The organism is Mesorhizobium loti (assembly GCF_013170705.1).
In the GTDB taxonomy this organism is placed as follows: Bacteria; Pseudomonadota; Alphaproteobacteria; order Rhizobiales; family Rhizobiaceae; genus Mesorhizobium; species Mesorhizobium loti_D.
The window spans coordinates 3,048,634-3,070,496 of the sequence record NZ_CP033334.1; the positions used below are offsets into that span (position 1 = coordinate 3,048,634).

The 21,863-nt window shown below is 61.4% G+C and carries 22 protein-coding genes; 12 read left to right on the plus strand and 10 right to left on the minus strand.

What is annotated here, in order from left to right; genetic code table 11:
• Positions 1-48: 48 nt before the first annotated feature.
• Both groL and EB815_RS14800 read right to left on the minus strand, forming a co-directional pair.
• Positions 49-1,677: a chaperonin GroEL gene (gene groL / locus EB815_RS14795; RefSeq protein WP_065005562.1), complete on the minus strand. Its 1,629-nt coding sequence runs from the start codon at positions 1,675-1,677 to the stop codon at positions 49-51.
• A 57-nt stretch (positions 1,678-1,734) separates the two neighbouring features.
• Positions 1,735-2,049: a co-chaperone GroES gene (locus tag EB815_RS14800; protein WP_056572016.1), complete on the minus strand. Its 315-nt coding sequence runs from the start codon at positions 2,047-2,049 to the stop codon at positions 1,735-1,737.
• Between the two features lie 337 nt (positions 2,050-2,386).
• Here EB815_RS14800 and EB815_RS14805 point away from each other — a divergent pair, with 337 nt between their 5' ends.
• The 7 genes from EB815_RS14805 to EB815_RS14835 all read left to right on the plus strand — a co-directional run bounded on the left by EB815_RS14805 (position 2,387) and on the right by EB815_RS14835 (position 5,943).
• Positions 2,387-2,734, plus strand: coding sequence for a hypothetical protein (locus tag EB815_RS14805; protein ID WP_056570699.1), 348 nt, complete (start codon positions 2,387-2,389; stop codon positions 2,732-2,734).
• 34 nt (positions 2,735-2,768) lie between these two features.
• Positions 2,769-3,038: an usg protein gene (locus EB815_RS14810; RefSeq protein WP_056570701.1), complete on the plus strand. Its 270-nt coding sequence runs from the start codon at positions 2,769-2,771 to the stop codon at positions 3,036-3,038.
• Between the two features lie 278 nt (positions 3,039-3,316).
• Positions 3,317-3,631: a DUF982 domain-containing protein gene (locus tag EB815_RS14815; protein ID WP_056572018.1), complete on the plus strand. Its 315-nt coding sequence runs from the start codon at positions 3,317-3,319 to the stop codon at positions 3,629-3,631.
• 139 nt (positions 3,632-3,770) lie between these two features.
• Entirely contained in the window at positions 3,771-3,992 is a 222-nt protein-coding gene (locus EB815_RS14820; protein ID WP_056570703.1) for a hypothetical protein, read from the plus strand.
• A gap of 441 nt (positions 3,993-4,433) precedes the next feature.
• Positions 4,434-4,901, plus strand: a complete 468-nt coding sequence (locus tag EB815_RS14825) for an Hsp20 family protein (protein WP_056570707.1) — start codon at positions 4,434-4,436, stop codon at positions 4,899-4,901.
• A gap of 89 nt (positions 4,902-4,990) precedes the next feature.
• Complete coding sequence (locus EB815_RS14830) at positions 4,991-5,500, plus strand: Hsp20/alpha crystallin family protein (RefSeq protein ID WP_056570709.1); 510 nt, start codon at positions 4,991-4,993, stop codon at positions 5,498-5,500.
• Positions 5,501-5,643: 143 nt separating this feature from the next.
• Positions 5,644-5,943, plus strand: coding sequence for a DUF982 domain-containing protein (locus tag EB815_RS14835; protein ID WP_056570711.1), 300 nt, complete (start codon positions 5,644-5,646; stop codon positions 5,941-5,943).
• Positions 5,944-5,999: 56 nt separating this feature from the next.
• On the opposite strand, the gene EB815_RS14840 is transcribed toward EB815_RS14835, so the two are convergent.
• From EB815_RS14840 to EB815_RS14860, 5 genes are read right to left on the minus strand one after another with little or no spacing between them, the layout of a single operon-like run.
• On the minus strand, positions 6,000-6,965 hold the full coding sequence (locus EB815_RS14840; protein WP_056570713.1) for an ornithine cyclodeaminase family protein: 966 nt from the start codon (positions 6,963-6,965) through the stop codon (positions 6,000-6,002).
• Complete coding sequence (locus tag EB815_RS14845) at positions 6,956-8,500, minus strand: FAD-dependent oxidoreductase (RefSeq protein WP_056570715.1); 1,545 nt, start codon at positions 8,498-8,500, stop codon at positions 6,956-6,958. The genes EB815_RS14840 and EB815_RS14845 overlap by 10 nt, the downstream gene beginning before the upstream one ends.
• Entirely contained in the window at positions 8,497-10,557 is a 2,061-nt protein-coding gene (locus tag EB815_RS14850) for an NADH:flavin oxidoreductase (RefSeq protein ID WP_056572020.1), read from the minus strand. The genes EB815_RS14845 and EB815_RS14850 overlap by 4 nt, the downstream gene beginning before the upstream one ends.
• 56 nt (positions 10,558-10,613) lie before the next feature.
• Positions 10,614-12,014 carry an aminotransferase gene (locus EB815_RS14855; protein WP_056570716.1) on the minus strand — a complete coding sequence of 467 codons (1,401 nt, stop codon included), beginning with the start codon at positions 12,012-12,014 and terminating at the stop codon, positions 10,614-10,616.
• 54 nt (positions 12,015-12,068) lie between these two features.
• Positions 12,069-12,716: a TetR family transcriptional regulator C-terminal domain-containing protein gene (locus EB815_RS14860; RefSeq protein WP_162258916.1), complete on the minus strand. Its 648-nt coding sequence runs from the start codon at positions 12,714-12,716 to the stop codon at positions 12,069-12,071.
• A gap of 191 nt (positions 12,717-12,907) precedes the next feature.
• On the opposite strand from EB815_RS14860, the gene EB815_RS14865 reads away from it, so the two are divergent.
• The 5 genes from EB815_RS14865 to EB815_RS14885 all read left to right on the plus strand — a co-directional run bounded on the left by EB815_RS14865 (position 12,908) and on the right by EB815_RS14885 (position 18,540).
• Positions 12,908-14,488, plus strand: a complete 1,581-nt coding sequence (locus tag EB815_RS14865) for an ABC transporter substrate-binding protein (RefSeq protein ID WP_056570721.1) — start codon at positions 12,908-12,910, stop codon at positions 14,486-14,488.
• 75 nt (positions 14,489-14,563) lie between these two features.
• Entirely contained in the window at positions 14,564-15,547 is a 984-nt protein-coding gene (locus tag EB815_RS14870; protein ID WP_413814129.1) for an ABC transporter permease, read from the plus strand.
• 119 nt (positions 15,548-15,666) lie between these two features.
• On the plus strand, positions 15,667-16,443 hold the full coding sequence (locus tag EB815_RS14875; RefSeq protein ID WP_244494053.1) for an ABC transporter permease: 777 nt from the start codon (positions 15,667-15,669) through the stop codon (positions 16,441-16,443).
• The gene (locus tag EB815_RS14880; RefSeq protein WP_056570724.1) at positions 16,433-18,088 is read left to right on the plus strand and encodes an ABC transporter ATP-binding protein; all 1,656 of its coding nucleotides are present in this window, start codon (positions 16,433-16,435) and stop codon (positions 18,086-18,088) included. The genes EB815_RS14875 and EB815_RS14880 overlap by 11 nt, the downstream gene beginning before the upstream one ends.
• A gap of 56 nt (positions 18,089-18,144) precedes the next feature.
• Positions 18,145-18,540, plus strand: a complete 396-nt coding sequence (locus tag EB815_RS14885) for a RidA family protein (RefSeq protein WP_056570726.1) — start codon at positions 18,145-18,147, stop codon at positions 18,538-18,540.
• Between the two features lie 175 nt (positions 18,541-18,715).
• On the opposite strand, the gene EB815_RS14890 is transcribed toward EB815_RS14885, so the two are convergent.
• The 3 genes from EB815_RS14890 to EB815_RS14900 form a co-directional block, all read right to left on the minus strand.
• Positions 18,716-19,669 carry an ABC transporter ATP-binding protein gene (locus EB815_RS14890; RefSeq protein WP_081294838.1) on the minus strand — a complete coding sequence of 318 codons (954 nt, stop codon included), beginning with the start codon at positions 19,667-19,669 and terminating at the stop codon, positions 18,716-18,718.
• Positions 19,666-20,592, minus strand: a complete 927-nt coding sequence (locus EB815_RS14895; protein ID WP_244494054.1) for an ABC transporter ATP-binding protein — start codon at positions 20,590-20,592, stop codon at positions 19,666-19,668. Before EB815_RS14895 ends, EB815_RS14890 begins: the two co-directional genes overlap by 4 nt.
• Before the next feature lie 240 nt (positions 20,593-20,832).
• Complete coding sequence (locus EB815_RS14900; RefSeq protein WP_244494055.1) at positions 20,833-21,798, minus strand: LysR substrate-binding domain-containing protein; 966 nt, start codon at positions 21,796-21,798, stop codon at positions 20,833-20,835.
• Between the last annotated feature and the right edge of the window lie 65 nt (positions 21,799-21,863).

The window sequence follows — 21,863 nt, forward strand, 5'->3', positions numbered from 1 at the left end:
TTTTGTCAGGGTGTCCGCGCCCACCGGGCGCGGACACTGCCGTTAGCGTCAGAAATCCATGCCACCAGCCGGCATTGCCGGAACGGCGGGTTCCTTCCTTGGTTTCTCGGCAACCATCGCTTCCGTTGTCACCAGCAGGCCGGCAACCGATGCCGCGTCCTGGAGCGCGGTCCGCACTACCTTCACCGGATCGATGACCCCCTCGTTGTAGAGGTCGCCGAACGCGTTGGTCTGTGCGTTCCAGCCCCAGCCGAATTCCGGCCTCTCGCGCAGCTTGCCGACGATGATCGAGCCTTCCGCGCCGGCGTTCTCGGCGATCTGGCGCACGGGCGCCTCGATCGCGCGGCGCACGATCTCGATACCGTGCTTCTGGTCCTCATTCTCGGGCTGCACGCTGTCCAGTGCCCTGGCCGCCCGCAGAAGCGCCACGCCACCGCCTGGCAATACGCCTTCCTCGACCGCGGCGCGCGTCGCATGCATGGCATCGTCGACGCGGTCCTTGCGCTCCTTGACCTCGACCTCGGTCGAGCCCCCGACACGAATGACGGCGACACCGCCGGCGAGCTTGGCCAGCCGCTCCTGCAGCTTTTCCTTGTCGTAGTCGGAGGTAGTCTCCTCGATTTGTGCCTTGATCTGGCTGACGCGGCCCTGGATCTCGCTTTTCGAACCGGCGCCGTCGACGATGGTGGTGTTCTCCTTCTCGATCACCACCTTCTTGGCACGGCCCAGCATGTTGAGCGTGACATTCTCAAGCTTGATGCCGAGATCTTCCGAGATCGCGGTGCCGCCGGTGAGGATGGCAATATCCTCCAGCATGGCCTTGCGGCGGTCGCCGAAACCCGGCGCCTTGACGGCGGCGACCTTAAGGCCACCGCGCAGCTTGTTGACGACGAGCGTGGCCAGAGCCTCGCCCTCGACATCCTCGGCGATGATCAGCAGCGGCTTGGACGACTGAACGACGGCCTCCAGCACCGGAAGCAGCGCCTGCAGATTTGACAGCTTCTTTTCGTGGATCAGCACATAGGGATCTTCAAGCTCGACGCGCATCTTGTCCTGATTGGTGATGAAGTAAGGCGAGAGATAGCCGCGATCGAACTGCATGCCTTCGACAACTTCGAGTTCGGTCTCGGCGGTCTTGGCTTCCTCAACCGTGATGACGCCCTCATTGCCGACCTTCTCCATCGCTTCGGCGAGGAAGCGGCCGATCTCGGCGTCGCCATTGGCCGATATGGTGCCGACCTGGGCGATCTCGTCGTTCTTCGTCACCTTACGGGCATTGGCCTTGAGCTCGCCGACGACGGCGTCGACCGCCTTGTCGATACCGCGCTTCAGGTCCATCGGGTTCATCCCCGAGGCGACGGCCTTCGCACCTTCCTTGACGATGGCCTGGGCCAGCACCGTTGCGGTCGTGGTGCCGTCGCCGGCGATGTCGTTGGTCTTCGAAGCGACCTCACGGACCATCTGCGCGCCCATGTTCTCGAACTTGTCCTCAAGCTCGATTTCCTTGGCGACGGTGACGCCGTCCTTGGTGATGCGCGGGGCGCCGAACGACTTGTCGATGACGACGTTGCGGCCCTTGGGGCCGAGCGTCACCTTCACCGCGTCGGCGAGGATGTTGACGCCGCGCAGCATGCGCTCGCGGGCGTCGGCATGGAATTTCACTTCCTTGGCAGCCATTGGATCACTCCTTTGTCTGGGCAGCATTCGTTGACTGTTTGGATTTTGGGGAAGCCGTCACGCGGCCTTCCTCACTTGGGCGCTTTGCTCGATCACGCCCATCACGTCGCTTTCCTTCATGATGAGCAGATCCTCGCCATTGAGCTTGATCTCCGTGCCGGACCATTTGCCGAACAGGATGCGGTCGCCGATGGCGACGCCGAGAGGCGTGAGCTTGCCGCTGTCGTCGCGGGCGCCTGGGCCGACGGCAATCACCTCGCCCTCCTGCGGCTTCTCCTTGGCGGTGTCGGGGATGATGATGCCGCCGGCCGTCTTCTCATCGGCTTCGATGCGGCGGACCAGGATACGGTCATGCAATGGACGGAACGTCATATCGTTCTCCTTCGGGACAAACAGATTTTTGAGGTTCCTCCACACCGGACCGGCAATATCGGCCGGTGCGGGGCGCCGCGACCCTTTCTCAGGCATCGCGCGCATATCGAGCTAGTTTTGGTATTTTCGAGTTTCAAGAGGTCGCTGGAAAAATTTTGGCACTCTGCATTCACGAGTGCTAGGGACATGAATTCATGCAGCTATTTTCGCCAGGGCGCGCGATTTTCAGGTCTTGAAATTCGCCCCGAACTCCACGAAATTTTTTGGCGGCTGGAGTCCCGAAGGGGGTACGGCCCACAACGATGCCAAGGAGATTGTTAGGAAGCGGAGACTGTCGATGGAACAAACCTTGTCGAAAAATATCCCCTCGATCGCCCCTGAAACTTCTGATCCTTCGCTTGACCGCCTGCTGTTTCCGGCGCGCTACTTCAGTCATCCCGATGAGGTGGTGGGCGACCGCACGCTCGACACTCAGGAAAAGCGCGCCATTCTTGCCTCATGGGCGTCGGATGCCTGCGCAGTCGACTCCGTGCCTGCGCTGCGAAAACCACCGGGTGCTTCGAGACCGGTGACGTTCGACGCCGTCATGGATGCACTTCGCCGACTGGACGACATTCGCGCTGAAGTTGCCAGTGACTTCAAGGAATGGCGGGATCAAGGACGCCCGCAAAGCCTTGATGGCTGAACGCAGCTAAGAAGCAGCTAAGAAGGAGAGAAACATGGCCAGCAGGGAATTCCGGCTGCAGATGGAGGGCTACGGTCTCACAACCGCGGAGATCCACTACCATCTCCCCGATCATCCAAGCCTGTTGCAGCTCTACGTTTGGCAGGAATACGATCTCGCACCGGAATTCCCGACCCTCAAAGGGTTTCTGGATTACTGGGAGCGGGAACTGGAAGGCGCGCTCCATTCCGTGCGCGTCGCCCATCACCGCCTGATCCGGCCTTCCGAATGGCAGGCCCTGGACGGCATTTTGACCTTTCAATAGTACTGAAACCGATGCGACTTGGCTAAGCGGGACGGCCCTTTAGTCGCCATGGCACCCGATTGAAGAAGGTTCTTGCTGGCCGGTTGCCAACACCCCTTGAACCGAAGAGAGGCTTCTCCAATCTTTTTCTGTGTCGAGCGCGGCTTGGTGGATGTCGAGTCGGAATCCGTCCCGTTTGCCATGGCATTCACTCAAGCTCGTCGATTTGCCGGAACTGACATCCTCGCCACACAGGGGTGAGGCAGGATCAGGTGCCACACGGGTTCAAGGAGGTCACCATGGAAGATGGAATGTTCAAGCAGGCGATCTTCGTACGAGATGATGGCTTCGCTCTCCGAAGGATCGATTGTGTCATGGATGCGATAGAGTTTCTTGAGGAATGGCCGATCGAAAGGCGCGGGCTGCTTCACGCAGCGGCGAGTGACGCTTGCTACTCCGCATATGATGGTCGAAGGTCGGTCGATGCGGCGCACAAGACATTTACGACCTGGGCACGCAGGGTCGGTGTCATCGAGGATGTTCCCGTGGCGCCGCCGTGGATGACAGGACCCAAGATCAGCGGTCCGGACCATTCTGCAGAAATTGACGGTTGATTTCGCTTGCGGCGGCAATCGTACCGCCGCCGCGTCGATCGACGCGTCACAGGGGGCGTGATGTCAAAATGGCGCCAAAATCGTTGGCGATCAAAGGCAATGCGCCCCTTTTCGGGGCTGACATTGTATGGAGGTTAGCATGATCCGCAAAATCGCAATCGCCAGTGCACTTGTCGCCATTTTCAGCATCCCTGCATTTGCGGCCACGGAGTACTGGGTGGCCAAGGATGCCACGACCAAGAAGTGTGAGGTGGTGACCAAAAAACCGGACGGTACGAAACTGACCGATGCTGGCAACAAGACCTATGCGAGCAAGGCCAATGCCGAAAAGGCATTGAAGGAACTGGCCGCTTGCAAATGAACTGACAGGCTCGTGCAGGCCGCCCTGGTTACTCCTGGGCGGCCACACTATCGGCCAATCGTCGTCCTCGCAGTCTTGCAGGAATGAGGGCATCCCGGATTAATTGTCCGCGCGTGAATGCGCCTGGGCGTGATCTGTCAGGTCGCCTTCGTCGTCTGGCTCGATCAGGTCGATTAGCGCTGCTATCCGTGTTCCCGGCAATGGCCATCCCTGGCTCATCAGCGCCTCATCAGCAACGGCCCAAGCCCAAGCCTCTCTCAATGGAGCGCTTGCCACCAGCCATTCGAAGGCGGTCGCGAAAATGCCTTGGCGCACTTGACGCAGCCGAAATCGATTCCCAACTCATCACTGTCGGTCGCCGCGAAAGGGGCCGATGTGTCAGGGAGCGCCACGCTTCTTGGCGTTCCCTCGTATCTATGTTGCTCCAAGGAGGATGTAGTTATGAGAACGAACCTGGACTTTTCCCCCTTCTATCGGTCGAGCATCGGCTTTGACCGCGTCTTCAACCTGCTCGAAAACGCCAGCCCGTCACAGAACGCGGACAACTGGCCGCCTTACGATATCGCCAAGCTCGGCGAAGACACCTATCGCATAGTCCTCGCGGTCGCCGGTTTCGGTGAAGACCAGCTTACGATCACGCATCAGCCAAATATGTTGGTTATCGAGGGCGTCAAGACAGAGAACGACGAGGTTCAATACCTCCATCATGGCCTGGCGTTGAGGCCGTTCGCGCGCCGCTTCGAGCTGGCCGATCATGTGACCATTGTCGGGGCAAAGCTCGAAAACGGTCTGCTGATTGTCGACCTCAAGAAAGAAATTCCCGAGGAAATGAAGCCGCGCCGCATCGCGATCAACGTCGAGACCGACAAGAAGGCGGCGACCAAGCGCATTGAAAGCGCGGCGGCCTGATCTTCGGCGGTCGGCCCGCGGCAGACACCCCGTCCTGTCGTGGGTGGGGTTCTGGGCGCGGCCCAAAAACACGAAAAGGAGAAGGAAAAATGAGCGTACGTGACTTGATTCCCTGGAGCCGTGGCGGCAGCCAGGCACCGAGCATCTATCGCGGTGACGACATGGATCCGTTCCTGTCGTTGCATCGCAATGTCAACCGTCTGTTCGACGAGGTGTTCCGCGGTTTTGACACGCCTTCGTTGCTGGGCCGCGTGGCCCCTCTCAACGGCACCTGGCCAAGCGTGGAGTTCTCGGAAACCGACCAGGAAATCCGGGTGACGGCCGAAATCCCCGGCCTCGATGAAAACGACGTCGAGGTCATGCTGGATGACGGTGTTCTGACGCTTCGCGGCGAGAAGAAGGCGGAGAGCGAGGACAAGGACCGCCAGTTCAGCGAACGCCACTACGGGCGTTTTGAGCGGCGCTTCAGTCTCGGCCGTGAGGTTGAAGAGGACAAGGTGGCGGCGACGTTCAAGAACGGTGTGCTCACCGTGACACTGCCGAAGACCAAAAAGGCGCAGGCAAACGCCAGGCGCATTGCAATCAACGGCAACAAATGACGGTCGCGAAGGAGGCCGGGGCTCGATGGGCCCCGGTCCTCGCGGATGGCGAGGAACGTCAAATGACGTCCGGCAGTCACAGACGAAAGAGCCGCATCATGGGATGCTGGAATCAACCCTTTGCAATTCACAGGAGGTAACAAATGACCAGTCTGGCTTTCCTTGCTCCCGTGCAGGTTAAGACCAGTAATGTGGTACACGACATCAACACGGTGCGGGAGGCGCTCGTATTCCTGAATCAATGGCCGAAGGCCCGTCGGGGACCGATATACAGCTGCGCGGTGAGAGGCTGCAACGCCGCGATCGCCGGGCAGATGCCAACCGAACAGGCGCGACAGGCATTTGTCAGCTTTGCCGAGACAGCTGGGGTGCTGGCCAAATCCGATTTTCCGCCATTGGCCGGGGCTGATCAAAAGCTCTCCGTTTCTGGACGCAGTCCCTGACTTTCAGTTCAGGACTCTCCACGAGGCTCGATCAGCGCCGCCCTCGATCCACACGGTTAGCGGTTAGACTGGCTTGTGCGTTGCTGAATTTTCCGCATCAATTCCTGAGCGACAAACAGGTCAAGGTGGCCACCGCCGCAGTTCTTGTAGAGCGTTATGTCTTCCGGCAGAATACGGCGCGGGTCGGAGCCACCACACAATTCAAAAAGGTCGGCTTCGATATCGTCCCATAGCATGACACCGCTCTCCACCGGCTGCAGGAAGTCGCCGCACGAGCTGCATTGAGAACGGCTGTCGGTGAACAGCCTCGCACGCTCGATCGTCCGATCATCTGCTTCCCGCATCTGGGGGTTCCAGCCGCCAATCAGGCTGACATGGCAACCGGGGCGAAGCAGATGCCCGTGGATCAACGGGGACTGCGCCATCGTCGCGCTTGAAACGATGTCGGCCTCGCAAAGAGCGTCGTCAAGCCGCTCCGCCACTTCCACGGGAAGTCCTTCCCGGGCCATTGCATCGGCGATCTCTATCGCCCGCGCTGGCGTCCTGTTCCAGATGCGGACGATGCTGATGGATGGGCGGACAGCGAGCATCGCACTGATGACGTGAGGCGCTAGGGCACCAGCGCCGATCATCAGTAAATTGCGAGCATCCGCCCTCGCCAGAAGATCCGCGCCAAGGGCGGAATCGGCGGCCGTCTTCCTCAACGTCAGGGCGGTGCCGTCCGCCACCATTACCGGTGTTCCGGTTTGTGCATCGAAGGCTGCGTAAATTCCCTGATTGGCCGGCAACGGTTCGATGCGCGACGGGTTCTCGGGAAAGACCGTGACCAGTTTTGCCCCCAGGAGCCTGTCTCGCTGCCAGGCCGGCAACACGATCAGATTGCGCGCATTGTCGCCTCCGGGCTCGCTGAGCACGACCTCTTGAACCTCTGGCATCGGAGCCTGGTGCGCGAGGCGCAACGCGTCGACCAGGCCGCGGTAATCGAGCAGTTCATGCACGGTCGGGCCGTCGATCAGATGCATGGCTTCGCCATCCCGAATTCCCGCGCAACGAGATTGTTGTATCGCTCGACTTCCTGCGCGACCTCGGCGGGCGACCAGCCCATGATATCGGCGATCGCCTCGGCCGCCTGCCGAGCGATATCCAGGCCGAGCCGCTCTGACCATCCAAGGCCAAGACGACGAAACAGCAGGTCGTCGAGATGGAAAACCAGTTCCTCGCGGGCAGCGAGCCGCAACTGCTCGATGTCAATTGCTGCGTGGCTCGATGTGGAATGACCAGTTGAGGAAGGCTTGGCGATCCGGGCAGCGTAGGAAACGGGACGGCTGGGATACTCAGGCCGGATTCGTTTCGACACCGCTTCGGCGATGCTGGCGCCGGCATTCCTGTGTGTCATCAGCAAGCCGCCAGTATAAGTATAGTAGGCGGATCCGCCGGGCCTTGACAGATCGTGGAGCAGAACCGCCTCGCAGCCATCCGGATGGCCCGGACGCGCCGTCCTCGGCCGTACCCCGGCCCAGCTATAGAGCACATCTTCGCGCGCGATGGGGATGGAAGGAAAGATCGACCTGAAATCCTGCAGCAGGGCAAGTATGGTCGACTCGTCCGCGCGAAAGCCATCGGGCGTGGGGTCGCACGGCTCGTCGCGAGGTCCGAAATAATGCAGATCGCCCCATGGGATGACATAGAACGGATTGCCGTCTGGCAGGACCGTCTCAAGCGCCAGACCGCGGAATTCGTCCGGCAGCCGCGTGACGATGTTTGTTCCCTTCAGTCCCTGATTGACGTGAGGGACCGAAAGGCCGCACCGGGAAGCCGTTTCATCCACCCAGGCGCCGGTCGCGTTGACGATGCAGTCGGCGGCTATCGTCGACAAGACATTGCCATCCTCGGCCCGGCCGCGCCTGTCGGCAACAGCAAGATGCCATCTGCCATCCGTGGCCTGCCTGATGCCGGTCACTTCGGCATAGTTGCGCACCTGCGCGCCGCAATCGCGGGCATTCATGACTGTATCGACGCAAATGCGCTCGGGCCAGTCGAACTGGTATTCGGTGAACTTGACCGCGCCGACCAGATCCTGCCTGCCACGCAGGTGGCGAAGCGCAGGCTCGGACGCCGCCTCCTCGGAACCGAGCACCTCGAAATCGAGCGGCACGCCGCCGGGATCGAGCAGCTCCAACAGTCGGAAACCCAGCCGGGCCTTCCACGCTGGGATGCCGTCGTTGCGATAGAGCGGCGTGTAGAAGCGGACGGGGCGCACCCGTTCCGGCGTCGCCCGGACGAAACGCGATCGGTCGCGCATGGCGCGCCTTGCCAGTTCCAGATGTTCGATGGCCATGCGGGGCTTGAGCAGGAAGTTCCAGATCGACCGGCCGGGAGAGAAATAGGTCAAGCCGCAATGCTGCAGGCGGCTGGAGCGGCTCGACGTGCCGGAGGCAAAGTCGCCGCGTTCGAGCAGCACGGTGCTAAAACCAGCGGCGGCCAGATGGTTGGCGGCGCTGGCGCCGGTGATGCCGCCGCCGATGACGGCGACCTGAAATGAGGCCCTCTGGTTCATAGGGCGAGAGAAAGGCGGAAGGCCTCGTATATGGAGGCGTGGATGTTCCTGCTGGCAACGGCATCGCCAATGCGGTGCAGCTCAAATCCTCCGCTGGCACGGGCTTCCTGTGGCACAGCCGTCGGGTCAAGGAGCGCCGCCAGCGACGTCACCCCCTTGTTGCGGGAAAGATCGCGCAGCGAATTGAAGACCTCGTCGAGAGGCATGGTGCCACGCTCGACAATGATGCGGGGAGCCGAAATTTCGAGTTCCTGTCCGGTCAGTTCATGCCTGAACACGGCGTTCAGCTGGTTGGAGCCGTTGCGTTCGACCCTGACCAGATGGTGGTCAACGGTCACCTTTATGCCGCGCTGGCGGAATTGCTTGCGGTAGACAGCGCGAGAGGAATATTCGATCTCCTGCCCGAGGCTGTCGTCTATGGTGACGAGATGGACGGATGCTCCCTGCTCGGCCAGGTGCAGCGCGGTCGATATGCCTTCATGCCTGCCTGTCCCGTCATAGAGCAGCACGTCGCCGCCTTGCTGCGTGCTGGCGCTCAGGACATCCCAGATGGTCTCGCAATGTTGCGCGCCCGGCAGCCAGTCGAGGTCCGGCAAGCCGCCGGTGGCAACGATGACGCTGTCCGGCTCCTCGGCCAGCACATCGGCGTCACCGGCGTAGACGTCGCAGCGAACGTCCACGCCGAGACGCTCCAGTTCGGACACCCGCCAGTCGATGATGCCGATCAGATCCTTGCGCCAGGTCGCGCGGCAGGCGAGGAGAACCTGCCCGCCGGGCCTGCTCGATGCCTCGAAGAGCACCACGCGATGGCCGCGCTCGGCGCACACACGTGCGGCCTCGAGGCCGGCGGGACCGCCGCCGATGACCACCACCTTGCGGATGTGGCTGGCTGGCTCGATAATCTGCGGCAGGATCGTCTCGCGACCAGAAGCCGGATTGTGGATGCAATTCACCTTCTTGTGCATGCAGTAGGACGCGCCGACGCACGGGCGAATGCGTTCCTCCTCGCCGCGCATCAGCTTGTTGACGATCTGCGGATCGGCCATGTGGGCGCGTGTCATGGCGACCATGTCGAGAAGCCCGTCGCGTATGGCGTGGCGCGCCGTGGCGAGATCTGTAATGCGGGCGGCATGGAAGACCGGAAGCTTGGTATGCTGCCGGAACATCCCGACCCGTGAGAGGAAGGGTGACAGAGGCTGCGACATGCCCGGCATGTTCTGCTCGGCCAGCGCGATGACGGTATCCATCCTGCCGAATATGCAGTTGAATACGTCGATAAGCCCTTCGCGCTCGAAAATCCGCGCGATTTCAAGGCAGTCCTCGAAATTCAAGCCATCCTCGCTCGCCTCGTCGATGACGAAGCGCATGCTGACGACGGTTTCGTCCCGGACTCGCTTGCGGATTTCTTCGTGCACCATCAGGCCGAAGCGAACGCGGTTCTCCACCGAGCCGCCAAAGCGATCGGTGCGGAAATTGGTACGTGGAGAAAAGAACTGGCCGATCAGGTGGCCACCGGTCAGTGTCTCGACACCGTCCAGACCGCCTTCGACGCAGCGCGCGGCCGCATCGCCATAGGCCTTGACCACGCGCGCTATGTCATGTTCGTCCATCTCTCGGGAAAACGCGCGATGCTGTGTCTCCCTCGATCGGGAAGGGGCGATCGCTGGCAGCCAATTGCTGGTCGTGGCGTCGGCGCGGCGACCCAGATGCGATATCTGGCACATCAGGGCCGCCCCCTGTGCATGGATGCGCCGCGAGAACTGCTGCAGGTGCGGGATGATCTCGTCGGTGGCGATGTTGATCTGGCCGCCGCCCCAGTTCGAATCCACATCCACCATCGAGGAACCGCCGAACATCGTCAGGGCCAGCCCACCCCTGGCCTTTTCCTCGTGATAGCGCTGGTAGCGCTCCAGCGGGAATCCGCCTTCCTCCATGAAAGAGGCGTGACTGGTGCTCATGACACGATTGCGCAGCACCAGCTTTTTGATGGTCAGCGGCTGCAGCAGGGGATCCTTGCTGCGTGCCGTCGAGGCGGACGACGAATCTGGTTGGGGCATTGCCGGGTCCATGGCTTGCACTTGCGCTGGAGCGGAAGAGTGGAAAAAGGCGTGGTTCAGAACCTGCCTTCCGCGCGGATCTCGGCCTGCACTTTTTCGATGCTCTCGCGCAGGATCGAGATCATGGTGTCGATCTCTTCCTTCTTGATGATCAGCGCCGGCGAAAGCACGCACATGCTGCCTATAGGCCGAACGATCAGACCGTTCTCGTAGCATAGGCGGTCGATGCGTGCCGCCACGGCCTTGTCGAAGTCGGTCGCCGCCTGCGAATGCGGATCGGTGGCGCATTCCACGCAACCCAGCAGACCGATGCCGCGTACGTCGCCGACAAGAGGAATCTCGCCGAGCTTGCGCAACTGCTCCTGGAAATAGGGCGCGACTTCGCGGACATGCGCGAGCAGCCCGCCTTGCTCGATCACCTCGATGTTGGCAAGCGCCGCCGCGCAACTCACTGGATGGCCGCTATAGGTGTAACCGTTGGTGTAAGCGCTCCCCTTCGCGTTCTCGCCGGATATACGTCCCAGGACCGCGTCCGAGATGACGAAGCCGCCAAGCGGCACGTAGCCGGAGGTTACCCCCTTGGCGAAGGTAATGATGTCAGGGACGATATCGAAGGCGGGTTCGGACGCGAACCATTCGCCGCAGCGGCCGAAGCCGGTGACGACCTCGTCGGAGATGTAGAGGATGTCGTGCTTGCGGCAGATCTCGAGGAAGCGGCGATGATATCCCTTGGGCGGCACGATGACGCCGCCCGAGGCCAGAACCGGCTCCGCCAGGAAGGCGCCGATATTCTGCGGCCCCAGGCTCTCGATCCGCTCTTCGAACTCGGCCACGAGGAATTCGAGGAAAGCGGCTTCGTCGCCGCCCTGCGGATGACGATAGCGGTTTGGCGCCGAGATGAAGGTGACGTTATCCATCTCCAGGTCGAAATTGGGACGGTTGCCAGCCCGCCCCGAACAGGCCGCGGTAAGATGCGTGCTTCCGTGGTAGCCGTCGATGCGGCAGATGATCGTCTTCTTGCTGGGACGCCCCAGCACGTTGTTGAAGAACTGCATGAAGCGAAGCGCCGAATCCACCGCCGATGAGCCGCCGGTGGTAAAGAACACATGGTTGAGATCGCCCGGGGCGAATTCGGCGATACGCCTTGCCAGCCCCGCCGATGGGCCGTTCAGCGAATACCAGGGCGAGTTGTAGCAGATGCGCAGCGCCTGCGCGGCGATCGCATCGGCGATGGGCTTGCAGTTGTAGCCGACCTGCGTGCACCACATCCCGGCGGGGCCGTCGATCATCCTGCGGCCGCGACTGTCGGTGATGTAGATGCCATCTGCCGACGTGAACAGGGTGCGGCCGCCGGAGGTGCCGAGCTTGGCCAGCTCCTCGGCCGGGCTGATGAGATGGCGGTGGGCCGCATCTTCGAGTTCCGCGACGTTCCACTGGGATCCGGTCTCTGAATACATGTGTTGTCTCTTGTCTTGGCTTGTTGTCTTGGTGTCCGCGGGCATGCCGTCGTGTCAGCGGGGCGAAACGGATGGTGCCGGGCTGAAATCGTCTGGGAAGAATGCCGACAGGAAGGTCAGGCAGATCTGCCTGTAGCGTTTGCGGTCTTGCGGGCCATTCTGGCCGGTGACGTGCCCGAATATCCAGCAGCCGTCAGTGATGGCATAGAGACCCTGGGATACCGCATCGACATCGATGTCGAGCGACCGAAGCGTGGCAAGCTCGCGGACCAGATCGGTTATCGACTGCAGGGACCGGCGTTTCAGTTCGCTGCAACGCCTCTTGTAGGCCGTGACGCGCGGGGCTTCGTCCCAGAAGGCCATCCAGACCGCGAGGTCGGCTGCCCTGGCTATCCTCGGATCGAAATCGACCTCAAGTAGAATGCGCAGTCGCTCGGCGGGAGAGCTTGGGGCGGCCGCCATCGCCTCGGACCAGACCGCCTCATAATTGCTGGCCACGAGGTTGAGGGCCGCAAGCAGCAGGCGCTCCTTCGTCTTGAAGTGAAAGGCGATGACGCCATAGCTGCATCCGGCTTCGCTGGCGATGTCGTTCACCGTGATCCCGGACAGGCCGCGCCTGGCTATCACCGCGCACGCCGCCTCCAGCAGCTGCTTGCGGCGCTGGGCGCTATGGTTCGATATCTCGGTTTTTTTTAGGCTCATCAGCAATGCTATGAACTTTATGTGATTGTTGTCAATGGCATTTTCGGGACAATTTTTTGATTGATCGATCATATTTTTATTGACCAATCAGATTTCGGAATCGATATTGCCGGCCTAATGAAGGAGGCGCGGCCTGTTCTCGATCGAGCAGGCGCGGCGTTGAAAGAACCAAAAAACAAAGGGGAAAGAACATGCAGGACAAGCAGGATCCGAGCCTCGCCGGAATCATGGCGACCCGTCGCCAGTTCATGGGCGCCGTTGGCATGCTGGCCTTGAGCGCGTCGCTCGTGGGTCAGACTTCCATGGCTCGCGCCGAGCCGAAGCAGGGCGGCTCGGTGAAGTTCGCCATCAACGACGGAACGCAGACCGATTCCTACGATCCGGCGACGTGGCAGAACTCCTATACGCAAGTGATTTTCGGCGGCACGCTTTGCAATGCGTTGACGGAACTGGATGTGGAGGGCGCCGCCGTACCTGACCTCGCGGAGAGCTTTGCCCCTTCGGACAATCTCAAGGTCTGGACCTACACGCTCAGGCCTGGCCTGAAATTCCACGACGGCACGCCGGTCACCCCCAATGATGTCATCCAGTCCTACCGCCATCACATGGGGCCGTCTTCGTCGTCGGCGGTGAAGGCGCTTGTCGATTCAATCGTGGACATCAAGGCCGATGGCGACCGGAAGGTCGTGTTCACGTTGAGCGGCGGAAACGCGGACTTTCCCTACCTAACGGCCGACGTCCATCTGGTGATCTTGCCCGCAAAGCCCGAAGGCGGAGTCGCGTGGGAGAAGGGCGTCGCGACCGGCCCGTACATGATCGACGACAACCAGCCGGGCATTTCGGTCCGCATGAAGCGTAATCCTGCCTATCACAAGCCCGGTCAGCCTTACTTTGACGCGATCGAATTCGTCAACATCATCGACGTGGCGGCTCGCACCAATGCCTTGCTGACCGGCGAGATCGACTACATGGTCGATGTCGACATAAAGACGCTCAAGATGCTCGAGCAGAATACGGATATCGAGATCACAAAGGTGAGCGGCCTTCGGCACTTCAGCTTCAGCATGAACACCAAGACCGCGCCATTCGACAATCCGGACGTGCGTCAGGCGTTGAAGCACGCCATTGATCGCAACGACGTCATCAACAAGGCCTTCCTTGGCAATGCCAAGGTCGCGAACGACAATCCGGCCGCTCCTCAGATCGTGTTCGCGGTCAATCCGGAGCCGATCCATGAATACGATGTCGCCAAGGCCAAGGAATATCTGGCGAAGGCGGGGCTGACCACATTGTCGGTGGACCTTTCCGTCGCCGAAACCGCTTTCCCGAACGCGATCGATGCCGCGCTGCTGTTCAAGGAGCATGCCGCCAAGGCCGGGATCGATATCAATGTCATCCGCGAGCCTGACGATGGCTATTGGGATAATGTCTGGCAGCACAAGCCCTTCGTGGGTGTCGACTGGCTGGGCAAGCCGACGCTGGATTCCCTGTTCACGACAACCTACGCGACCGGCGCGCCCTGGAACGATACAGCCTGGAGCAACGGACGCTTCGACGAACTCCTCGTTCAGGCGAGGGCGGAGTCGGACAAGACCAAGCGCCAGGCGATGTATAGCGAGATGCAACAGATCCTGCACGACGACGGTGGGGCTCTTGTCATCGCATATGCGCTTTTCATGGACGCGCTGTCCAAGAAGATCACCCACGGCAAGATCGGCAATATGCTCCAATGCGACAATTTCCGGATGGCGGAGCGTTGGTGGCTGGCGTGACCGGGAGGCCGACGCTTCTCACCTGACCGGATGGCTGGCGCCTGGTCGCCAGCCGCTTTTCGAAAGATTCGATTGTTGCAACGGCTGAACCTACCACCTTTGGCAAGAACGGCGTTTATCAGGATCGGATCGGGGTTCTTCACTCTGTTTCTCGTCTCCCTGATTATTTTCGCGGCGATCGCGGTTCTGCCCGGTGACTTTGCCAAGGTCGCCTTGGGCCGCTCGGCGACGCCGGAGACGGTGGCCAATTTCCAGAAATCGCTCGGCTTGGATCGCCCACTGCCGGAACGCTATGTGAGCTGGATCGGAAAGGCCCTCACCGGAGATCTGGGGATGTCGTTCTCCTCGGGCGCCGGAACGCCGCGCACGGTCGTCAGCATTGTCGGACCGCGTCTGAAGAATACGCTTTTCCTGGCGGCCATAACCGCCATCGCCTGTGTCCCGATCGCCTTGGCGCTCGGCATGATCGCCGCGATCCGCCGCAACAGCTGGCTGGATCGCCTGCTCAACACGATCACGCTGATCGGAATATCGTTTCCCGAGTTTTTCGTCGCCTATGTGCTCATGCTTCTCTTCGCGGTGAAGCTGCCGATCTTCTATTCGCTGGCGCGCATAACGCCGAACATGACGGCATACGAGATTGCGCTACGTCTGGCCTTGCCAATCGCCACTCTCAGTCTGGGAATTATCGCCCACATGATGCGGATGACCCGGGCCGCGATCATAAACCTTCTTTCCGCACCGTATGTGGAAATGGCGAAGTTGAAGGGCGTCGCTACCCGTGACATCGTTCTTCGTCATGCGCTGCCCAATGCATGGGCGCCCATCGCGGCCGTCGTGGCGTTCAACCTGGCATATCTGATTGTCGGCGTGGTCGTGGTGGAAGTCGTGTTCGTTTATCCGGGCATCGGCCAGGCGATGGTGGACGCCGTGCGCTCGCGCGATATTCCGGTCGTGCAGGCCTGTGCCCTGATCTTCGCCACGGCCTATGTCCTTTTGAATCTGCTGGCCGACATAGTCGCGATCGCCACGAACCCCAGACTGGCCCATCCACGATGACCTTCCAAGCCAACCGGCAGAGCGGTGCCGACTCGTCGCCGATCCGGTATCGCCGGTCCCGCCTATCGTTCCGCAACGGCTTCCGGACGGCGCCTCTTTCGGCCCGAATCGGACTGGTCGTGATTGCGATCTATATCGCAATGGCGGTGTTCGCGCCCCTGCTGGCGCCTTTCGGCGAGGCCGACGTGGTTTCCAGTGAACCTTTCGCTCCATGGAGCATCATCCATCTGCTCGGTACCGACCAGATGGGCCGGGATGTGCTGAGCCGGCTGATCTACGGAGCGCGAAATTCCGTCGGCATCGCCTTCATCACGACGTCGCTCGCTTTTGTCGTGGGGGCTGGGCTTGGCATTTTCTCAGCCGTCTCGTCGCCGTGGTGCGACAGCATCCTGTCGGTCGTTGCCGATACGCTGATGGCGATCCCGCAACTGATCTTCGCGCTCATATTGCTGGCTTTGTTCGGATCGTCCATCACCAGCATCGTGTTGATCATAGCCATGCTCAACGCCACTCAGATTTTCCGCTTGTCCCGCTTGCTCGCCCGCAACGTCGTGGTGATGGAATATATCGAGGCGGCCTATCTGCGCGCGGAAAGCACGTGGTGGATCGTCACCAAGGAAATCCTTCCCAATGTGCTTCCCACGCTCCTGGCAGAATTCGGATTGCGCTTCTGCTTCGTGTTTCTGACCATCTCGGCTCTTTCCTTCCTTGGTCTTGGCATCCAGCCGCCTTCCGCGGATTGGGGAACGATGGTGCGCGAAAGCGCGACGTTCATAAGCTACGGCAACGTCACCCCTCTGCTCCCGGCCGCGTCGATCGCGATCCTGACCGTGAGCATCAATTTCGTCATAGACTGGTTCCTGGATGTCACGAGCGGACTGCGCAATGATAGTTGAACCGTCATTGCCGCAAGGGTCTTCCGATACGATCCTGGACATCCGGGACCTTTGGGTTGAGGCCGACACCGACGGCGTCTGGCAACCGATCGTCAAAGGCATCAGCCTCTCCCTGCGGCGTGGGGAGGTTCTCGGCATCATCGGGGAGTCGGGGGCGGGCAAATCCACGCTCGGGCTGGCCGCGCTCGGCTTCACCCGCTCCGGATGTCGCATAGCCTCGGGAGAGGTTCTCTTCGGCGGACGTGACATGCTGGCTTTGGGCGAGGATGATCGGCGCAAGCTGCGCGGCACGCGGATCTCCTATGTCGCGCAAAGCGCCTCGGCTTCCTTCAATCCCGCGCACACATTGATGGATCAAGCCGTTGAAAGCGCAATGCGCGACGGCGTGACCTCACGCAAGGAGGCGGAGGCTCGGGCTTGCTCACTCTTTGCCGAGATGCAACTGCCTGATCCGAGTACGATTGGTGATCGCTTCCCGCATCAGCTGTCCGGCGGACAATTGCAGCGCGCGATGACCGCAATGGCAATGATGTGCAAGCCCGATCTGATCGTGTTCGACGAGCCGACGACAGCGCTCGACGTGACCACGCAGGTCGAGGTGCTGGCTTCCATTCGCCGAATTGTCAGCGATCACAACACGGCCGCGCTTTACATTACCCACGACCTGGCCGTTGTCGCGCAAATGGCGCAGCGCATCATGGTCCTGCGCTATGGTGAACTGGTCGAGGAGCAGCAAACCGGACTGATGCTGGAAAGGCCCCAGCAGGAATACACTCGTTCCTTGTGGGCCGTGCGCTCTCTGGAAAAGGAAGCGGTCTCACCAACATCCGCCATCCTCCGGGTCGAGCATATCGTGGCCCGCTACGGGCAGGCCAAGGTCCTCGACGACGTCAGCCTGGTTTTGCCCAAAGGCCGTACGCTGGCCATCGTTGGCGAATCCGGATCGGGAAAGTCGACTCTTGCCCGCGTCATAGCAGGGCTGCTGCCGGCTGCGGGCGGGTCGGTCGAGCTGAACGGCCAGAAGCTCGCTCTCTCCTTCCGCAATCGCGACGTCGACCAGCTGCGGCGCATCCAGATGATCTACCAATCGGCCGACAATGCCCTCAATCCGCGCCAAACCGTCATGGACATCGTCGGCCGCCTGGTCACACTGCATACCGGCCAGAAGGGGCAGCAATGCGCGCGCCGGGTGACCCAGTTGCTGGAAACGGTCGAGTTGCCGCAAAGATGCCTCACCAGTTTCCCTTCGGAGCTGTCGGGCGGGCAGAAGCAGCGCGTCTCCATCGCCCGGGCGATCGCGGCCGATCCGGATGTGTTCATCTGCGACGAGATCACATCAGCGCTCGACCAGCTCGTCCAGGAGCAGATCCTCAAACTGTTGCTTCGGCTGCAGAAGGAGCTCGGCAAGTCCTATATCTTCATCACGCACGACATCGCCACGGTGAACGCGATAGCCGATGAGGTTGTGGTGATGCAGCGGGGGAAGATCGTGCAACAGGGACCCAGGAGAGGCGTCATGGGGGCGCCGGATCATCCCTACACGAAAGCGCTGTTGTCCGCCGTCCCGCAGATGGATCCGCGCTGGCTGGACAATATCCTGGCCGCTGATCGCAGTGGTCGGGCTCGGGACCGCATTACCAACTGATTTCGATGCAATGCTGCGACGCATCCTACTTATCGCCAGCGTGACGCGGGCGCACGATGACGAAAATTGAAAGACACGAGAAGAACGAGCGGCTCAGCCTGATCGTCGTTCACAATGGGACGATCCATCTTTCGGGCCTCACCGACGATGACCGGCAAGCCGATACAGCCGGCCAAACGCGGCAGATACTGAAGAAGGCCGACGCCCTTCTGGGCAGGGTTGGTTCCAATCGATCGCAACTGCTGTTCGCGCAGATATGGCTGAAGGACGCCGGCGACTTCGACGCGATGAACAAGGCCTGGGTCGACTGGCTCGACGGCGCCGAACCGCCGGCGCGGGCCTCCGTCGGAGCAAGCTTCGCGCTGCCCGATATCCGCGTTGAGATACAGTTTACCGCGGCGAGCCGACAAGGACGCTCTTCGGTCAAGTCAGGGATCAGCTCCGCTTTTTAGAGCTATCGCCGCGCGCTCCACCTTGCCGCACAGTTTCACCCACCAGGAGATCGTCGACCTGGATCTCTATCATCACCCGATCCGCGCGGGATTCAATCGCCACCGGTGGCGCCGAATGGGACAACGAGATGCGCAAGCACATTTCCCCGGTGCATTCGACCGGATGATGGCCCGATCAGGCCGGTGATGTCTCGCGCACGAAATGGGTAGGCGAAACGGCATTCATCGGCAGGTGGACCGGAACAAAATCAACGCCGCGTACCGCGCTGGGGATCTCATCCGACATCGGTTCGCGTCCAACCGTTCGTCGCGCCGGATCCGCCACGGGAACCGCCGAAAGCAGCTTGCGCGTATAAGGGTGTTGGGGATTGCCGAAGACCGATCGGCGGTCGCCGATCTCCACGATCTCGCCCAAATACATGACGGCAACGCGATGCGCGATGCGCTCGACCACGGCCATGTCATGGCTGATGAACAGAATGGCGATGCCCATGTCGCGCTGCAGGTCCATCAACAGGTTGATGACCTGGGCCTGGATCGTGACGTCGAGCGAGGCGACCGCTTCATCCGCGATGAGGAGGCGGGGATCGAGCGCCAGAGCCCTGGCGATGCAGATGCGCTGCCGCTGACCGCCCGAGAAGGCGTGAGGGTAGCGTTCGAGATATTCCGGCGGCAGATGCACTTTTGCCAGCAGGTCCGCCGCCCGTTTCCGCAGCGCACTGCCGCGCGCGACGCGGTGGACGCGCATCGGGTCGGTCAGGGCCTGCCCGACCGTCATCCGCGGATTGAGCGAGGAGAAGGGATCCTGGAAAACCATCTGCACCTCGCGCCGGAAGCCCGCGAGGGTTGCCCGTCCTGCGCCGATCATCTCCTTGCCGTCATAGCGAATGGCGCCGGACAAGGGCTTGTCCAATTGCATGATGCTGCGCGCCACGGTCGACTTGCCGCAGCCCGATTCCCCCACCAACGCCAGGGTCTCACCCGGGAAAATATCGAAGGAAACGCCTTCCACCGCATGAACCCGGCCGGCGACGCCGCCGAAGATACCGCCTCTCAGGTCGAAACGCGTAACAAGCTCGCGGACTTCGACCAGGGGCTTTCTGTCCGTTGCGAGCGGTGCGACGCTCATGCCGAGACCTCCGGCCGCGAGACTTCGGCATTGTATATGACGAGCGGGAATTTCTCGGGCCCGTCCTTGTCGGCCATGCTGCCCAGCCTTGGCACCGCCGAGATCAGCGCGCGTGTGTAGCGGTGTCGGGGATCCACGAGAATCTGGTGCACCGAGCCTGACTCCACGATCTCGCCCTTCAGCATGACACAGACGCGATCGGCGATCTCCGCGACCACGCCCATGTCATGGGTGATGAAAAGAACGGACATGCCGATATCGCGCTGCAGTGCCCGGACAAGATCCAGAATCTGCGCCTGGATGGTGACGTCGAGCGCGGTGGTCGGCTCATCGAGGATCATCAAGGAGGGGCGGCAGGCCAAGGCAATGGCGATCATGACGCGCTGGCGCATGCCGCCGGACAGTTGATGCGGGTATTGGTCGAGCCTGAGGGCGGCGTCGGGCACGCGCACGAGCTTGAGCACATTCAGGGCGATGTCGCGCGCCTCGCGCGGCGACTTGCCCTGGTGTCTGGTGACCACCTCCGCAATCTGGTCGCCGACGGTGAACACCGGATTGAGGCTCGACATCGGGTCCTGGAACACGATCGAGAACTCAAAGCCGCGCAGCCCCTCCATGCGCTTTTCGGAAAGCTTTGCCAGGTCGGCCACGCCGCCGTCCTTGAGCCTCATCAGGATGCGGCCGCCCGTGATCCTGGCGCCGTCATATTCCGTCAGGCGCATTACGGTCATGGCCGTGACCGATTTGCCAGAACCCGACTCGCCCACCAATGCCACTGTCTCGCCGCGCTTGATCTGGAACGATACGCCCTGAACAGCCCGCACCGCTCTTGTCGCCGTCGACCCGAAGCAGACTTCAAGGTTCTCGACCGACAGGATCACGTCGTCGGGAAGGCTCGCGGTGGCGGCGGACTTGACGGTCAAAAGGCACTCCAGGCGCAATGGTCGCGACAACAGGCATCGAACGCAGTGAGCATGTGAGCTGTCAATAGGCCCCATCGCCAGATCGCCCGCAGGCCGTGCCGTGGAATGCCCCGGAATGCCTCGCCAGGCGGCATCCGCCCCACGATTGTCGGGCTTCCCGGTCGCTCCACCGAAGTTATGCAATCTCTGCATCGCCCTGTCGGATTTCGCATGAAGCGCGCGAATGGGCCTTCGGTCCGCTCAGCGCATGGTCAGTGTCGGATCAACCAGGTTGCGTCCGTGCGCCTGCTCCGCGGTTCGCGAGAGATATTTCCACAGCGCTTCGCCGTCCCGGCTGCGCGCGCCCACGCGGCGGAAAATCCTGATTTCGATCTCCAGGGACAACTGTTGTCCGCCAATCTGGATGAGCTCACCTTGGGCTATCGATTTCTGAACACAGATCTGCGGCAGCCAGGCCACGCCTTGCCCGGCGATCGCCATCTGCTTCAGGCCTTCGGCAAGCGAGGACTGGTAGACGATGCTGAGATTGAGAGGACGCCGCCAGCGCGACTGGATGAGCGAGATCAGCTTGCCGAGATAGCCGTCGCTCCAGGAATAGGCGAGGTAGGGAATCCTGGTGCCCTCCGGCACATCGACATCGAAGAGCGGCGCTCCCGTCTGGTCGACTCCAGACACCAGAACGAGGCGATCCCTGCCGATTTGCAGCGATTCGAACGGTCCGCCCTCAAGGACCGGCGGTCCGTCGGGGTGATCGTAAGTGATGGCGAAATCGCATTTGCCGGACGACAGGTGCTCGACGCATTCCAGGAAGTCGCCAGTGTGCATGCTGCTGCGGACCGGCGCATTCGGCAGTTCGGGCTGGCTGATCCACCTGGGAAAGAAATAGATGGCCAGCGTATGAAGCGCGGCGAAAGTGAGAAGCCGTGAGCTGGCGCCGGCGGCATTGCGGCAGTCGGTCCGCAGGCGGTACATGTCGCGAAGCATTTCCTGGCAGCGCGGAACGAAAATGTTGCCCGCGCTGGTGAGGTGCACCGGATATGTACTGCGGTCGATAAGTTCGGCGCCGACCCAAGCCTCCAGGGCCTTGATGCGACGGCTGAAGGCCGGCTGCGAGATATTCCGGGACGCCGCGGCGGTCGAGAAATTCCGCGTCGCGGCGATCTCGAGGAAGTCTTCAAACCAAGCCAGCTCCACGGTCGACCTCATGCATTATTCGCATAACTGATCCTATCTACGCATTGGACAGTGGCGCAAGCCTCCTCCTAGCTTTC